At 48.5% G+C, this 13,795-nt stretch carries 10 protein-coding genes and 9 tRNA genes; 18 read left to right on the top strand and 1 reads right to left on the bottom strand.

Annotation, left to right across the window (positions count from 1 at the left end; genetic code table 11):
• The first annotated feature begins 120 nt into the window (after positions 1 to 120).
• The 11 genes from ACIFSR_RS33625 to ACIFSR_RS33575 all read left to right on the top strand — a co-directional run bounded on the left by ACIFSR_RS33625 (position 121) and on the right by ACIFSR_RS33575 (position 3,578).
• Positions 121 to 197: transfer RNA gene (locus ACIFSR_RS33625), tRNA-Ile, on the top strand.
• Positions 198 to 202: 5 nt separating this feature from the next.
• Positions 203 to 278 (top strand) — tRNA-Asn (locus ACIFSR_RS33620).
• 5 nt (positions 279 to 283) lie between these two features.
• Positions 284 to 371: transfer RNA gene (locus ACIFSR_RS33615), tRNA-Ser, on the top strand.
• Positions 372 to 385: 14 nt separating this feature from the next.
• Positions 386 to 460: transfer RNA gene (locus ACIFSR_RS33610), tRNA-Glu, on the top strand.
• Positions 461 to 480: 20 nt separating this feature from the next.
• Positions 481 to 557 (top strand) — tRNA-Met (locus tag ACIFSR_RS33605).
• Between the two features lie 32 nt (positions 558 to 589).
• Positions 590 to 665 (top strand) — tRNA-Thr (locus tag ACIFSR_RS33600).
• 75 nt (positions 666 to 740) lie between these two features.
• Positions 741 to 816: transfer RNA gene (locus tag ACIFSR_RS33595), tRNA-Thr, on the top strand.
• Between the two features lie 74 nt (positions 817 to 890).
• A tRNA-Thr gene (locus tag ACIFSR_RS33590) sits at positions 891 to 966 on the top strand.
• An 8-nt stretch (positions 967 to 974) separates the two neighbouring features.
• Positions 975 to 1,051 (top strand) — tRNA-Pro (locus ACIFSR_RS33585).
• Positions 1,052 to 1,229: 178 nt separating this feature from the next.
• Positions 1,230 to 1,988, top strand: coding sequence for a delta-lactam-biosynthetic de-N-acetylase (pdaA, locus tag ACIFSR_RS33580; protein ID WP_179089892.1), 759 nt, complete (start codon positions 1,230 to 1,232; stop codon positions 1,986 to 1,988).
• 348 nt (positions 1,989 to 2,336) lie between these two features.
• Positions 2,337 to 3,578 (top strand): MFS transporter, encoded by a 1,242-nt coding sequence (locus tag ACIFSR_RS33575; RefSeq protein WP_430063539.1) that lies wholly within the window; start codon positions 2,337 to 2,339, stop codon positions 3,576 to 3,578.
• 79 nt (positions 3,579 to 3,657) lie between these two features.
• On the opposite strand, the gene yhbH is transcribed toward ACIFSR_RS33575, so the two are convergent.
• A complete protein-coding gene (yhbH, locus tag ACIFSR_RS33570) occupies positions 3,658 to 4,812 on the bottom strand; it encodes a sporulation protein YhbH (RefSeq protein ID WP_076270296.1) in 1,155 nt (384 codons plus the stop codon).
• A gap of 372 nt (positions 4,813 to 5,184) precedes the next feature.
• On the opposite strand from yhbH, the gene ACIFSR_RS33565 reads away from it, so the two are divergent.
• From ACIFSR_RS33565 to ACIFSR_RS33535, 7 genes are all read left to right on the top strand, one after another.
• Positions 5,185 to 6,546, top strand: a complete 1,362-nt coding sequence (locus ACIFSR_RS33565) for an aspartate aminotransferase family protein (protein WP_339204109.1) — start codon at positions 5,185 to 5,187, stop codon at positions 6,544 to 6,546.
• Positions 6,547 to 6,563: 17 nt separating this feature from the next.
• Entirely contained in the window at positions 6,564 to 7,808 is a 1,245-nt protein-coding gene (locus tag ACIFSR_RS33560) for a M20 family metallo-hydrolase (protein WP_430063536.1), read from the top strand.
• A 29-nt stretch (positions 7,809 to 7,837) separates the two neighbouring features.
• The gene (locus ACIFSR_RS33555; RefSeq protein WP_430063534.1) at positions 7,838 to 9,211 is read left to right on the top strand and encodes an NAD(P)-dependent oxidoreductase; all 1,374 of its coding nucleotides are present in this window, start codon (positions 7,838 to 7,840) and stop codon (positions 9,209 to 9,211) included.
• Complete coding sequence (preA, locus tag ACIFSR_RS33550; RefSeq protein WP_430063541.1) at positions 9,204 to 10,508, top strand: NAD-dependent dihydropyrimidine dehydrogenase subunit PreA; 1,305 nt, start codon at positions 9,204 to 9,206, stop codon at positions 10,506 to 10,508. Before ACIFSR_RS33555 ends, preA begins: the two co-directional genes overlap by 8 nt.
• Position 10,509: 1 nt before the next feature.
• The gene (hydA, locus tag ACIFSR_RS33545; RefSeq protein ID WP_430063532.1) at positions 10,510 to 11,904 is read left to right on the top strand and encodes a dihydropyrimidinase; all 1,395 of its coding nucleotides are present in this window, start codon (positions 10,510 to 10,512) and stop codon (positions 11,902 to 11,904) included.
• A gap of 70 nt (positions 11,905 to 11,974) precedes the next feature.
• Positions 11,975 to 12,202, top strand: coding sequence for a hypothetical protein (locus ACIFSR_RS33540; protein ID WP_339204105.1), 228 nt, complete (start codon positions 11,975 to 11,977; stop codon positions 12,200 to 12,202).
• A 101-nt stretch (positions 12,203 to 12,303) separates the two neighbouring features.
• A complete protein-coding gene (locus tag ACIFSR_RS33535; protein WP_430063530.1) occupies positions 12,304 to 13,776 on the top strand; it encodes a CoA-acylating methylmalonate-semialdehyde dehydrogenase in 1,473 nt (490 codons plus the stop codon).
• The last annotated feature ends 19 nt before the right edge of the window (positions 13,777 to 13,795 follow it).

The raw sequence follows: 13,795 nt of genomic DNA, 5'->3' as shown, positions 1-13,795 counted from the left end.
TCCAGTAGACAGCAGCATAAAGGCTTCAGCAAGCCTACCTTTCGTATCCAGTTTTCAGGGCGCAACTTGATTACCTGATTATAAACAAATGATCTTACATAAGATTTATGTTTATGCTTAGGGCCTTTAGCTCAGCTGGTTAGAGCGCACCCCTGATAAGGGTGAGGTCGGTGGTTCGAGTCCACTAAGGCCCACCATATTTTCCCTGATAGCTCAGTTGGTAGAGCACTCGACTGTTAATCGAGTTGTCACAGGTTCGAGTCCTGTTCGGGGAGCCAAGTTTGGAGAGATACCCAAGTGGCTCAAGGGGACCCTCTGCTAAGGGGTTAGACTGCGTAAGTGGTGCGAGGGTTCGAATCCCTCTCTCTCCGTTCCAATTTTTCTAGGCCCGTTGGTCAAGTGGTTAAGACACCTCCCTTTCACGGAGGTAACAGGGGTTCGAGTCCCCTACGGGTCACCATAATTTTTCTTTCAAAATGACGCGGGGTGGAGCAGCCCGGTAGCTCGTCGGGCTCATAACCCGAAGGCCGCAGGTTCAAATCCTGCCCCCGCAACCAAAACACCTTTAAACGGTGAAAAAAATCCATATGCCGTTGTAGCTCAACTGGTAGAGCAACTGACTTGTAATCAGTAGGTTGGGGGTTCAAGTCCTCTCGACGGCACCATTTTTTCTTTAGATGCTCCTTGGTTGTTGCCAGGCAAGCATCAAAACCACCTGCAAAGGTAGACATAACCGTTACGCCGTTGTAGCTCAACTGGTAGAGCAACTGACTTGTAATCAGTAGGTTGGGGGTTCAAGTCCTCTCGACGGCACCATTTTTCTTAAGATGCCTCTTGGTTATGCCAAGGAAGCATCAAAAACCACCAGCATTGGTGGACATAATCGATGTGCCGTTGTAGCTCAACTGGTAGAGCAACTGACTTGTAATCAGTAGGTTGGGGGTTCAAGTCCTCTCGACGGCACCATCTTTTCTCGGGACGTAGCTCAGCTTGGTAGAGCACCTGGTTTGGGACCAGGGGGTCGCATGTTCAAATCGTGTCGTCCCGACCATCTTTTAACAGAATGATTGACAACATAAACCGCTATTTTCAAAGTCTACAGGACTTATGGAAATAGCGGTTTTTTTATGTGTTTATGGGGAAATATAAACGCAATATGCGGATGAAGTGCAATCACTTCATTGAATAAGGAGGCTTTACTGTTGAAGCAAAGGGTTAGAGTCGCTGTCATGCTTATTGCGATCTTATGGGGCTTAATAAGTCCAGCAGCTGCATATGGGCAGCCAGGGGTATTCCACTTCGGGTTTAAGAAAAGCGTGGAGGGGCGTCTGCCTTCGATCGATGAGGAGGGCTTTAAAGAAATCGTAACGAAGCACGGGGCTTTGTTTCTAGGGGATACAACGCAAAAGGAGCTATATCTTACTTTCGATAACGGTTACGAGAATGGCTATACACCGCGTATTCTTGATGTATTAAAAGATAAACAAGTACCAGCGGTCTTTTTTGTAACGGGACATTATGTCAAAGATCAGCCGGAACTTTTAAAGCGGATGGTGCTGGAGGGGCATATTGTAGGCAACCATTCTTGGAGTCACCCGGATATGTCGACCCTCTCAGAATCAAGCATCAAAACGGAGCTCGATAAGGTCAAGGAGCATGTAGAAACGCTGACAGGCCAGAAGGAAATGAAGTATCTGAGGCCACCAAGAGGCATATTCAGCGAACGGATGCTTGCCGCTAGCAAACAATTCGGCTATACGAATGTATTTTGGTCAGTGGCGTACAAGGACTGGGATGTGAATGCGCAAAGAGGATCACAATATGCGTATAACGAGGTTGTTAAGCAGCTCCATCCCGGAGCGATCATCCTGCTGCATTCTGTTTCCAAAGACAACACCGAGGCGCTCGGCAGAATTATAGACGAGGCTCGCCGGCAAGGATATCTGTTCAAAAGCTTAGATCAGATGGGCATTGATTTAAATATCTAGTAAATTGTTTGCAAAAGCCTTAACCTCATTACAGGGGTTGAGGTTTTTTTGTTATACTTAACCATTTTACATTGAAATAGCAATGCATAAACCTTTAAAATTCTGCCTCATCCCTTACTTTGCCGCATGTTTAGCTATTTTAACTTCCATTATAATAAAGAAGAGTGTACCTAAGCCCATGTTTGTGTTTACAGAGGAGCTATAGTTCCGCCGAGTTGGCAACAATAGAAGTAAGGAATGCAATCATTGGAAACTTTGAAAACGTGGTAATATAGAGTAGGATATCCGTACAAATAGAAAATGCCGCCTAGTCAAATAGAGCTTGAGCATAGGGTAAGGGGTTTACATATGAGTAAAATGACATTGCTGCGCGAGCCGAAACAGCGGAAACTGTTGTTTAGCGCGGGGCTTAGCTGGCTTTTTGATGCGATGGAGGTCGGAATGATCTCCTTTATCGTAGCTGCTTTGGCAGTAGAATGGCAGCTAGGTTCACAACAAGTTGGGTTACTGATGGCAATTAATTCGACCGGTATGGCAGTTGGAGCCGCTGTGTCCGGTTTGATGGCCGATCGATACGGACGCAGGGCGATCCTGCTCTGGACACTGCTGATCTTCTCCATTGCGAGTGGTATGTCCGCTCTGGCAACGAGCTTTATCGTCTTATGCGCGCTGCGTTTCATAGCCGGATTCGGGCTTGGCGGGGAGCTGCCAGTTGCGTCGACGCTTGTATCGGAATCTGTGCCTGCCAAGGAGCGGGGCCGGGCAGTCGTCCTATTGGAGAGCTTCTGGGCGATCGGGTGGATTGCTGCGGCTTTGATTGCCTACTTCATCATTCCCGATTACGGATGGAGGATGGCGTTTGCGCTCGGTGCTGTTCCTGCACTTTTTGCCCTATATTTGAGAAGAGCCATTAAAGACTCGCCCAGCTTCAATGCGCAGCAGAGCCGCAAGCTGAGTCTAAGCGACAGAATGAAATCCATATGGTCCTTGCGCTACCGTAAAACGACAGTAACATTGTGGATCTTATGGTTTACAGTCGTATTTTCCTATTACGGCATGTTCCTCTGGCTGCCTTCCGTCATGGTGCTCAAGGGCTTTGATTTGGTGAAAAGCTTTCAATATGTTCTGATTATGACACTCGCCCAGCTGCCAGGTTATTTCACTGCTGCTTATTTTATCGAGAAATTTGGGCGTAAATTTGTGCTAGTGGTTTATTTGCTGCTAACCGCGGGCAGCGCCCTTTGGTTCGGTAGCGCAGAGACAGAAGGAGTACTGCTGGCTGCGGGCATTTGTCTCTCATTCTTTAATCTTGGAGCGTGGGGAGGGATGTACGCCTATACGCCGGAGCTGTATCCAGCCGCAGTTCGTGGAACTGGCGTCGGCTTTGCCGCCTCATTCGGCCGGGTCGGGGGTATCATTGGGCCCTATCTTGTTGGGATGCTTGTTGCTAAACAAGTCGCGATTCCATCTATTTTTATGATCTTTTTTGTAACGATTGTCATAGGCGCGCTAACGGTTTTATTCTTTGGCAAAGAAACGAAAGGGATCGATCCAGATAATGAGGACTCAGATTCTGCTCTTACAAGTTGAATGGATGTTTATTCAAAAATGCTCAAAAGCCGTCCAGAATGGGTTGAACCCATCGGGACGGCTTTTTTCTGTGGTTTTATTAGGCACCGGTCACTTGCTTGGAGAAAAAGGTTTTAAGCGCTTTGTACACTTCGCCTTTCTCCTTAATTACCGAATACATAAATTTTTTGTGGTTGATGTGTTTGTAGGCGGACATTAGAGTACTGCTTCGATTGTATTGGTTGACCTCTCCGTATCCGAACATATTGCTTCTTTCCATCAGCTGACCGATTAGCTTCACACAGCGTTCGTTATCTGAAGTTAGGTTGTCGCCATCAGAGAAGTGGAACGGGTATATGTTCCAATTGGGAGTCGGGTACCGGCTATCGATGATGTCGATCGCTTTCTGATAAGCGGACGAACAGATGGTGCCGCCGCTTTCCCCACGATTGAAAAATTCCTCCTCAGTAACTTCCTTTGCTTCCGTATGATGCGCGATAAACACAATTTCCACATGCTCATATTTGCGCCGTAAGAAGCGTGTCATCCAGAAGAAAAAGCTGCGCGCGCAATATTTCTCGAACGAGCCCATGCTTCCCGATGTGTCCATGAGGGCAAGAATGACCGCGTTGGATTGGGGTTTGATAACTTCATTCCATGTTTTGTAACGAAGATCGTCAGGTGAAATGCCGCCAATGCCGGATTTGCCCGCATTGGCGTTGCGGCGCAGATTTTCGATTAATGTTCGCTTCTTGTCAATATTGGACATAATGCCTTTTTTCCGAATATCGTGAAAAACGATTTCGGTAGTTTGCAGCTGATCCTTTTGCTTTTGCTCCAGATTAGGAAGCTCCAGCTCCTCAAACAGCATATCCTCCAATTGATCGATACTTATCTCAGTATCAACAACGTCTTCTCCGGGCTGATCGCCTGCATCCTGACCCTTGCCGGGCCCCTTAGCTGCTTGTGGATCGACGCCGAGCACATCCCCAACCTGAGAGTCACCATCGCCTTGTCCGACGTGCTGCTTCTTGTTGTAGTTGTATATAAAGTGGGACTCGTCGAGACTTTTAATAGGGACCTTGATCGTTCGCCTGCCATCGGACAATACGATGCTTTCATCGGAAACCAGATCGGGAAGATTTTGCTTAATGGCTTCGTGCACCTTCTCCTGATGTCGCGCTTGATCCTCATAACCTTTGCGGTGGAGCGACCAATCTTCCCTTGAAACAATAAATAGCGGCTCTGACTCCATTTCCCTCACCTCATTCCATTATGTTAACGCTGCAGAATGAAAAAAAGCCTTACATGCTCATCGCTTATTTCTTGTCTGTTACTCAATATATTCAAGAGCAGAGCGGTTATGTGAGGGAAAATGAACAGGGATCACATGAATTTATCCCCATAAACAGCTTCTAGAAGTTTAAATCCGCTTTAAAATAGGTATCTTTTCCGAGCATCCTGTCTTGCTTTACGATGTTATTTTTGAGTCATGGCAGCAATCTTAGAAACAATTTGGAAGAAGCAGCGAAGAAGCCGCATACGCTAGTCTATAAGGATCGTTGATGGTCTCATCCACGGTTCATTCTATTATAGAAGCGGCAGCCGCGAAGGAGGAATGGCAGGCATGGGCGTGAATGAGGCAGCAATGAATGAAGAAGACAAAGCAGCTTTGTTAGAGAAGGATCGGAACTATTTATGGCATCATATTTCTCCTCATAATGAGAATCCAATGGTTATCGTATCGGGAGAAGGAAGCTGGCTAACGGATATGGATGGGAATCGCTATTTCGACGGCATGTCCGGGATGTGGTGCGTCAATGTCGGTCATGGCCGGGTTGAAATCGCTGAAGCGGCTGCGGAACAGATGAAGACAGTAGCTTATGCGACTCTCATTCAATCTCATATTCCGGCAATTGAGCTGGCTGCGAAGCTGAATGAATGGCTCATTGGCGATTATCGATTTTTTTTCTCCAACTCAGGTTCAGATGCCAATGAAGTCGCCTTCAAAATCGGCCGCCAGTATCATCATCAACGCGGGAAGGGCTCTAAGTACAAATACATTTCACGCCACCGCGCCTATCACGGCAATTCTATGGGGGCACTTAGCGCCACAGGGCAAGCGCAGCGCAAGCTGAAATACGAGCCGCTAGGTGTGGGATTTTCCCATGTGCCTCCGCCCTATTGCTATCGTTGTCCTTTCGGGCAAACGAAAGGCTCCTGCAAAATGCAATGCGCTCAAGCCTATGAGGATGCCATCCTATGGGAGGGTGCAGATTCGGTCGCTGGCATTATCGTTGAGCCAGTTATTACCGGAGGTGGAATGATTGTGCCGCCTGATCCCTATTTAGCTCGGCTGCGAAAGATCTGCGATAAGCACGATGTCCTGCTCATTGTTGATGAGGTCATTTGCGGCTTCGGCCGCTCAGGAGAGAAATTTGGGCATCAGAACTTTGGGGTAAGGCCGGATATAGTGACGATGGCGAAAGGGCTGACAAGCGCATATTCTCCATTATCTGCAACGGCAGTGTCCGCCGAAATGTATGAAAGCTTCAAAGAAAGCGGAGCAGACAATCACTTCCGTCATGTGAATACCTTCGGAGGCAATCCTGTATCCTGCGCGGTGGCGCTAAAAAATATAGAAATTATAGAACGTGAAAATTTAGTCAGCCGTTCTGCATATATAGGCAAAGAGCTGTTTAGCCGAATCAAGCCGCTTGAATCACATCAGTACGTAGGCGAGCTTCGAATTTTTGGTTCGGCTATCGGTATCGAGCTGGTGGAGGATAAACGAACAAAGGAGCCGGCATCTGCTGCTAGAGTTGCTGCTATTATTGCGGAGTGCAAGCAAAAAGGACTGCTCATTAGCAAAAATGGCGATACAGTGCCGGGGTTTATGAATATTTTGACGCTGAGCCCGCCTTTGTCGACTACGGATGATGAGATTGTATTTATAGCCGAAACGCTGCTTCAGGTTTTCGGTGTCTGAGGGAGGCGGATAAAAGAGTGGAGAAAGAACTCAGCATTAATGCGAAGCGGCTGCACAGGCGTATTGATGAGCTCGCTCAGATTGGCAAAATTGGTGATACAGGCGTTTGCAGGCTGGCGCTGTCGAAGGAGGATTTGGCAGGTGTAGAGCTGGTGCGGAGTTGGATGCTTGAAGCGGGGATGAAGGCGCGGATTGATCCGTTCGGCAATTTAATCGGTGTTCTAGAGGGAGCTGACTCGGCAGCACCGGTACTTATGCTCGGCTCCCATATTGATTCGCAGCCGTACGGCGGGCGATTCGATGGCGTGATTGGCGTATTAGGGGCAATTGAAGCCGTTCAAACGATGGTTGAAAAAGGCTTTAAACCAACAAGAAATATTGAAGTTGTCGCTTTTTGTGATGAAGAAGGCTGCCGGTTTAACAAAGGGTTGTTTGGCGCAAGAGGAATGACCGGGAAGCTTGAGGAGGGGGAGCTTGATCGGACGGATAAAAATGGTGTGACTCGCAGGGAGGCGTTGATCGCGTTTGGATGTGATCCTGCTGCGTTTGAAGGTTATGTCTTTGATGAAGGGCGGATAGCTGCTTTTCTGGAGCTGCATATTGAACAAGGTCCAGTGCTGGAGTCGCTCCATGAACCGATTGGAATCGTCAGCGGCATATCCGGCCCTGTCTGGTGGACGGTAGAAATGACAGGTTTCGCAGGACATGCGGGTTCCGTGCCAATGTCTATGCGCCAGGATGCATTGGTCGGCAGCGCTAAGGTTATCATCGCACTCCACGAATTAGCTAGCGCTGAACCTGGCGCACCGACTGTAGGAACGGTTGGTTCGCTGTCAGTATTTCCGGACTCGCGCAACATTATTGCTGAGAAAGTAAGCTTCACCGTTGATTTCCGTGATATTGATCAGAGTAGAAGGAACAGGCTGGAGGAACAGCTTCTTGCAAGGATAGATGCTGTTTGTTTAGAGCATGGCTTGACGTACACGATTCGTGAGGATACGAGGAGTGCTCCGCGTTACTGCGCGCCTGAGCTTAGGGAGCTTATGCACGAAGAAGCGGCGAAAATAGGGCTTGCCCCGCCCGTTCTGATGAGCGGCCCGTTCCATGATTCGCTAACGATGTCCTATGTTTGCAACTACGGAATGATATTTGTTCGCTGCAAGGACGGGATTAGTCATAATCCGAAGGAGTATTCATCACCGGAAGATATCGAACTCGGTGTAGAGCTTCTCTACCGAACAGCGCACAGATTAAGTGACTAAAAGTGAACGATTATAAGGAGGAGATGGGCATGGGCGCGATAGGAAAGGCGGTGTTTATACCTGTCGAATCACTGCGGCGAAACTTTGCAGAGGTGAAGGCAGGCATGCGGCCAAAGGAAGCTATAGAGGAATCGAACCGTTGTTTGTACTGTTACGATGCTCCGTGCATAAAAGCGTGCCCGACGGGCATTAACATCCCTTCTTTTATCAAAAAAATTGCTTCCGGCAATATGAAGGGATCTGCTCGCGTCATTATGGATGCCAACCCGGTTGGAGCGACCTGCGCCAGAGTGTGTCCGACTGAGGAGCTGTGCGAGGGCGCATGCGTAATGAACGAATCCTCAAAGCCGATTATGATCGGCAGCCTGCAGCGCTATGCTACGGATTGGGCGATAAAAAATAATCAACAGCTGTTCGAAGCTGGTCAAAGCAACGGCAAATCGGTGGCAATTATAGGCGGCGGACCAGCAGGTCTGTCTGCTGCGCGCGAGCTTGCGAGATTTGGCTTCGCTGTTACGATATTCGAAGCGAAGGAACAAGCGGGCGGTCTTGATACATATGGCATCGTTTCGTTTCGTTTGCCGCAGAGCATCGCTCTGTGGGAGGTTGAACAGGTGAAGAAGCTGGGCGTTGATATTCGGACGAATACAGCAATTGGTTCTGACGTTGCCACAGATTCGCTGCTTGCGCAGTATGATGCGGTTTTACTTGCGATAGGAATGTCGAAGGTGCCTTATCTTAACATCGAGGGCGAACAATTAACCGGTGTGTATGACGCCATTGATTTTGTAGAAGCGACCAAAACGGAGCTTACAAATGACTTTGCTGGTAAACGTGTAGCGGTAATCGGTGCGGGCAATACAGCGGTTGATGCGGCTACCTGCTCGGTGAGGCTCGGGGCTTCGAAGGTGAAGATGGTATACCGCAGGACGAGAGAGGAAATGACCGCCTACGATTTTGAATTCGAATTCGCGAAGCAAGATGGCGTGGAGTTTGAATGGTTAAGCGCTCCAAGCCGGATTATCGGAGATGTTGACGGAAATGTCGAGGCGCTTGAATGCATGAGGATGCAGCTTGAAGAGGATGAACAAGGGGGAAGAAAGAGGGTGACGCCCGTAGAAGGCTCCACTTTCCTGCTTGATGTTGATGTCGTAATTAAGGCGATTGGTCAGACACGTCACTTGCCGCTTATTGAGCATCTTGGCTTGAATCATAAACGGGGGATTGTGATGGTGAATACGGAAACCTATCAGACCTCTAATCCCAAAATTTACGCTGCTGGCGACGTTATTTTCGGTGAAGGCCAAGGTGATGCGATGGTGGTTGCCGCTGCACAGCAAGGCAAGCTGGCAGCTTATTCGATTTACAAAACGCTAGTTGCAGGGAGGGAAAATGATGGCTGATCTGCGCATTCAATTAGCAGGCATAGCTTCTCCGAATCCTTTTTGGCTTGCATCAGCGCCGCCAACGAACACCGGCTATCAGGTTCAGCGAGCATTTGAAGCGGGCTGGGGCGGAGCGGTATGGAAGACGCTGGGCGATCCAATTATTAATACATCCTCGCGATTTGCAGCTATTCATTTCAATGGACAACGAGTAGCAGGATTCAACAACATTGAGCTGATTTCGGATCGCCCGCTTGAAGTGAACTTAAAGGAAATATACGAGACAAAGAAGCGATTTCCGGAGCATGCGCTTGTCGTTTCATTGATGGTGGAGCCTAAACGCGAGAAATGGCATGAAATTGTAAAAAAAGTAGAGGCTGTCGGTGTGGATGGATTGGAATTGAACTTCGGATGTCCCCATGGCATGGCGGAGCGGGGGATGGGCGCTGCTTCTGGTCAGCAGCCGGATCTGGTTGAAATGCAGACAATGTGGGTCAAGGAGGCGGCGAGGACGCCAGTCATAGTCAAGCTTACGCCGAATATTACGGACATTACCGCGACAGCGAAAGCAGCCGTTCGCGGAGGAGCGGATGCGATCTCGCTGATCAATACCATTAATTCACTAGCTGGAGTTGATATCGATACATGGAATACGATTCCGCATGTTGGCGGAAAAGGCGCGCATGGGGGCTACTGCGGGCCTGCTGTTAAGCCGATTGCGCTTAATATGGTTGCGGAATGTGCCCGAAATCCTTTAGTTGGCGTACCCATTTCCGGGATAGGTGGAATATCGAGCTGGCGGGATGCGGTTGAGTTTATTTTGATGGGCTCAACTGGCGTTCAAGTATGTACAGCTGCCATGCATCATGGCTTTAGCATCGTAGAGGATATGATCGATGGTATAAACAATTATTTGGATGAAAAGGGTTTGAAATCAGTCAATGAGCTAATAGGCAAATCGGTAGAGCGCTATTCGGATTGGGGAGATCTTGATCTTAATTACGCGGTCGTTGCACGAATTGAACAGGATACTTGCATCGTTTGCAATAAATGCCATATCGCTTGCGAGGATACTTCGCATCAGTGTATTGAGCGGCATATAGACGATACTGGCGCAGCATACCTGAAGGTTCGCGAGGAAGATTGTGTAGGCTGCAACCTTTGTTCTATTGTTTGCCCGGTTGAAGGTGCGATTGAGATGGTAGAGGTTCCCTCGACGGAGCCAGCTCTAAGCTGGAATCAACGGCAAGCGGCAATTGCGTCACTAGGAAAAAGCAATGATTCTGACGATGGCGATAAGAAGGAGGCTGTATAGGATGACGGTGAAGCTCATAAAAAATGGGGTTATTGTAACGGCAGCCGACACGTATAAAGCTGATGTGCTGATTAAGGAAGGCATCATCGCCAAAATCGGCATTGACCTCGAGTCGGAAGCGGATGAGATTATCGATGCAACAGGCAAATACGTATTTCCAGGCGGCATTGATCCTCATACCCATCTTGATATGCCGTTTGGCGGCACGGTTACGGCGGATGATTTTGAGACAGGCACAAAAGCTGCAGCTTTCGGAGGAACTACAACGATTGTTGATTTCTGCTTGACGACGAAAGGGAAACCACTTAAGGAATCCATTGCGGCATGGCATCAAAAAGCAGACAGAAAAGCCGTTATCGATTATGGCTTTCACCTCATGATTAGTGAAATAAACGATGCAGTGCTTGCCGAGCTTCCATCGATTATTAAAGAAGAGGGCATTACCTCGTTGAAGGTGTTTATGGCTTACAAAAACGTGTTTCAAGCGGATGACGGCACGTTGTTTCGGACGATGCTCGCAGCCAAGGAGCATGGAGCGATGGTAATGGTGCATGCTGAGAATGGCGATGTCATCGATTTTCTCATTCGTAAAGCGTTGGAGGAAGGCAACACCGATCCTATTTATCATGCGCTTACGAGACCGTCGATTATTGAAGGAGAGGCAACTGGACGGGCAGCAAAACTAGCCGAGCTTGCTGGAGCGAGACTGTATGTTGTGCATGTGACATGCGCCGAAGCAGTCCAGCAAATCGCAGAGGCGCGCAATCAAGGCGTGGACGTGTGGGGCGAAACCTGTCCGCAATATTTGGTGCTCGATCAGTCGCAGCTGGAGAAGCCGGATTTTCAAGGGGCAAAATACGTATGGTCGCCGCCTCTTCGTGAAGCGCACCATCAAGAGGTGCTTTGGAATGCACTGAAGAGCGGCCAGCTGCAAACGCTGGGTTCGGATCACTGCTCTTTTAATTTTGACGGGCAGAAGGATTTGGGGCGGGGGGATTTCAGTAAAATTCCAAATGGCGGCCCCGTTATAGAGGATCGATTCTCGCTCTTTTATTCGGAGGGCGTTCATCAAGGGAGTATTACGCTTAATCAATTCGTAGACATTGTATCGACGCGCAGCGCCAAGCTGTTTGGTCTTTTTCCCCAGAAGGGGACGATTGCAGTTGGCAGTGATGCGGATATCGTCATCTTTGATCCGCTAGCAGAGCGTATTCTCTCAGCTGAAACACATCATATGAACGTTGATTATAACCCGTTTGAAGGATTGAAGGTGACAGGTTTGCCCGTTAGCGTGCTATCACGCGGTGAATTTGTTATTCAAGATTGTCAATTTGTTGGCTCTATTGGAGCTGGACGATACGTGAAGCGGACTCCTTACAAGGCGGCTAATCGATAGCTGCTTGTCGCATCGCTGCCTCGGAACATGAGGGATAAAGGGAAGCTATAGCGCCAAAGGAGGAAGAAATATGTCCACCTATGAGCAATACGTCGAGGAGAAAAACAAGATTGATGCGTACTTGAATCAGGAGTATGTCATTACTGGCGTGCGTGAAGGGCTGAGCGGCGATTGGCTGGAGCTTAAGCATCCCGGAGGTGATGAAGCTTCGCTGCTGATTGAGACAGCGGATGCTCGCAAATATTTTGTTAATATGCTGCTTAAACAAGATGCTAGAGAACAAAAAGACGCGCAGTAAATATTTGAGCGTCGTTTTCCAAAAGGAGATAGCTGCTTGAGTACGACAAAGGATAAAAGGTTTGTTCCCAACTATAATTAATAAACATAGGAGCTGATAGGATGGCTATAGAACCTATTTCCCTACAGGATTCGCTTAAATTGCGTAATTTTATAAATGGTGTTTGGGTGGAGTCTGTAAATGGACGAACAGATAAAGTGATAAATCCAGCTACAGGGGCAGTAATCGCATACGTCCCTTTATCCGTTCAAGAGGATGTTGAAGCTGCTGTGCATGCTGCGGAGCAGGCTTATCCAGCATGGAGCAAAACCCCTGTTCCACGCAGGGCGAGGGTGCTGTTTCGTTACTGGCAGCTTCTGCAGGAGCATGCGGAGGAGCTGGCGGAGATTATAACGATGGAGAACGGAAAAAGCTACAAAGAAGCGGTCGGAGAAGTGCAGCGCGGCATCGAAAATGTGGAGTTTGCGGCAGGAGCGCCGACGCATATGATGGGAGCAACGCTTGCAAACATTGCAACGGACATAGATTCGGAGCTGTTCCGAGTGCCGCTTGGTGTAGTGGGAGGCATCACGCCATTTAATTTTCCGATGATGGTACCCTGCTGGATGTTCCCGCTTGCCATCGCGCTTGGCAACACTTTTGTGCTCAAGCCATCAGAACGTACGCCGCTTACCGTTAACAAGCTTGCGGAGCTATTACGGGAAGCGGGATTGCCGGATGGTGTACTTAATGTGGTGCATGGCGCTCACGATGTTGTAAATGCATTGACGAGCAGTCCCAGTGTAAAGGCCATTTCATTTGTCGGCTCGCAGCCTGTTGCCAAATACGTATATGAACGAGCTGCGTATAACGGCAAAAGAGTTCAAGCGCTTGCCGGCGCCAAAAACATCCATATTGTAATGCCAGACGCGCATATCGATAAAACGGTTGAGAACATCATTGCCTCCTCCTTTGGCAGTGCTGGTGAGCGATGCATGGCTTGCTCTGCTGTTGTTGCAGTCGGTGATGGGAGCAGCTTTATGAAGGCGCTGCAAGCTGCAGCGGAAGCAATGATCATCGGTTCGGGAATGCGCGATGACGTCACCTTAACGCCAGTCATACGCGATGAGCATCGCAAGCGCATCGAAAAGTATATTGCGAGCGGGATTGCTGAGGGGGCTGCGCTTCTGCTTGATGGCAGGCTTGCAGCGGAGCGCAGCGGCGAAGGATACTTTCTTGGACCGACGATTTTTGACCAAGTGAAACCAGAAATGAAGATTGCCACAGAGGAAATATTTGGTCCAGTATTATCTGTCTTGCGCGCGGAAGATTTAAATGAGGCGCTTACTATAGTGAATAGTTCTAGATTTGGTAATTCAGCAGTCATTTATACGGAAAATGCTAAGGCGGTTCGTCAATTCCGCGAGGAAGCGGAAGCCGGTATGCTGGGCGTTAATGTAGGCGTACCTGCACCAATGGCTTTTTTTCCGTTTTCGGGATGGAAGGACTCTTTCTACGGAGATTTGCATGCCAATGGAAAGGACGGAGTGGAATTTTATACGAAGAAAAAAATGATGACATCGAGATATTTTTGAAAAGGCTGCCTGGAATAAA

Origin of the sequence: Paenibacillus sp. NRS-1760, from assembly GCF_050467785.1 — a bacterium.
Classification (GTDB): domain Bacteria; phylum Bacillota; class Bacilli; order Paenibacillales; family Paenibacillaceae; genus Pristimantibacillus.
This window is presented reverse-complemented; position numbering and strand designations above follow the sequence as displayed.